Source organism: Microcystis sp. LEGE 08355, assembly GCF_015207185.1.
Classification (GTDB): Bacteria; Cyanobacteriota; Cyanobacteriia; order Cyanobacteriales; family Microcystaceae; genus Microcystis; species Microcystis panniformis.
Genome location: NZ_JADEXI010000662.1, coordinates 1 through 2,379, shown reverse-complemented (window position 1 = coordinate 2,379; position 2,379 = coordinate 1). Strand labels below are relative to the sequence as shown.

The window sequence follows — 2,379 nt, the reverse complement described above, 5'->3', positions numbered from 1 at the left end:
CGGGAAAAGAATCGGTTTTAATCTCCTCGAAAAGATTGCCCTGCAAATCCCAAATTTTAATCTTTCCCCGAGCAGCAGTAGCAATTTTTTGGTCATCGGGAGAAAACACCAAATCATAGATAATATTATCATCGGCTGTCCAAGAATTAATTAATTGAGGCCGATGATTACTTAAGTGCCAGTATTGAACTTTTCCATCGCTTGTTCCCGTGATTATTGCTGTTCCCTCTCCATTAAAAGCAAGACTATAAATCGGTACTTGACTAGCAGTAAATTCTTGAAGCATTGTTCCTTTTTTGCTCCAGATTTGTACTTTTCCATTTCTTCCTGTAATCGCTATCTGATTACCATCAGGATGAAAAGCAATACTATAGATTGAACGCATTTTTGTGGCAAATTCTCTAATTTTTTTTCCCTGGGAATCGAGTAAAGTAATCTGACCATCTTTATTAGCAATAGCGATAATATTGCCCTGAGAATTAATGGTAACACTGGTATTATCGGCCCTAGTTTGATTTAAATTGTTCAGTTGCCAAATTTTAGCCGTTTCATCACTCGATCCAGTTACCACCTGTTTTCCATCTTGACTAAATACAGCAGTAAAAACTGATTCTTGATGTCCTCTAAGAGTAGTTATTTCTTCCCCTTGCAGTCCCCAAATTTTAGCACTACCGTCACTAGATGCGGTAATTATAAACTGGCCATCAGGACTGAAATTAACACTGTTGACAAAATCTTGATGTCCCCGGAAAGTAGCTATTAAATTTCCCTGTAAATCCCAGATTTTAGCAGTTTTATCGGCCGCTGCCCCGGCAATTTTTTGACCGTCGGGACTAAAATTAACACTATAAAAAGCCTCAATATTTTCTTGGCCTAAACTCAAGATAATTTTACCTGATAAATCCCATATTTTAATCGTACCATCCCGGGAAGCGGTGGCAATTTTTTGACCATCGGGACTAAAACTAGCTGCATCTATCGATCTTTTATGTCCCTTAAATACCTGTAAAGTTTCACCTGATAAATTCCATAATCTAGCGGTTTTATCCCTGGAAGTAGTCACAATTTTTTGACCATCGGGACTAAAACTAACACTATAAACTGATTCTTGATGGTCAGGATAGGTGACTAAATTTTGTCCTTGCAAGTTCCAAATTTTGGCGGTTTTATCTTCGGAAGCAGTGGCGATTTTTTGACCATCGGGACTAAAACTAACACTATAAACTGCTCCCTGATGACCTGTCAAAGTTTGAATATTCTCACTTTTTTGATTCCAAATTTTTACCGTCCCATCTTGGGAAGCAGTAGCTATTTTTTGACCATCGGGACTAATACTAACACTATAAATAGTTCCCCAGTGTCCTTGCAGTTGGTTTTTTTCTTGAATGCGATCTAAAATTTGTTGTAGGGTAATAATTGGACTGGTAGCAGGATATTTACCGAGGGTTTGGTCATTAGTAACGATATTTTTTAAACTATTGACTGCTTGCATCGCCGCAATTAAAGATTCTAATTGTTCAAATTGAAATTGTTGCCAATAACTATCACCCTTGCGCTGTAATTGAATGCCTAGTTGAGCGGTTTCCACTTGCTGCCACGCTTGTTTTACCTGAATAAAAGCTAAGAGAGAACCCAAGAGAGAAGCAATTAAAATTACCGAGCCAATTTGAATTCTTTTGGTAGCTTTTTGGTGAGCGATTGCTAGAATTTTATTAGCTTGTCTCTGAGTTTCTAGGCTAATTTCCGCCTCTCTTTTATCGAGATTTTGACTAGCAGTTAAAAACTGATAATCAAGATTACTTAAGCTTTTCCCTTGAGACCAATCAAGGGCATTATTTAACGCTTTTCCGCGTAAAAGCCGCGATTCATCGGTATAATTAGACTGCTGCCAAGCGGCGATCGCTTCTGAGTAGGGACGCAATTGCTCTAATTGTTTTTCCACCCAACTAAGGTTAAATATTTCTCGATAAATAGGATTATAAACTACTAACTGATTATCCTTTTTTACCACCAAACCCGATAACCTTAATTCCCCTTGTTCTGGACTATCATCGCACAGGATTGATCCCTTTTCTAAAATTTGTTGATAGATACCTAACAAACGACCCGCTTTGTCTTGATTTCTTAACAAGCGATCGGCAATGGTTCGCAGATGAACCGGTTCATCTTGAGATTCCCAATTATTAATAATTCTCTCTTTGATCAGCGTCTCAATATCTAAATTAGTTTCCAGCAATAGCTGACAAATTTTCTGGGTTAAAAATGGCTGTCCTCCCGTCCAAAAAATAACTTTTTCTAAGCAGTCGGGTTGATAATTACTTTGACTGGATAATCCCGCAGCTAAAGGAGCAATTTCTGCCAGATTAAATCCCGTTAATT

At 37.9% G+C, this 2,379-nt stretch carries 1 protein-coding gene; it reads right to left on the bottom strand.

Translation table 11 applies throughout. The features are described 5' to 3' along the window. Positions 1 to 2,379, bottom strand: a 2,379-nt coding sequence (locus IQ242_RS22605; protein WP_193961491.1) for an AAA-like domain-containing protein, incomplete at both ends; no start/stop codon positions are given.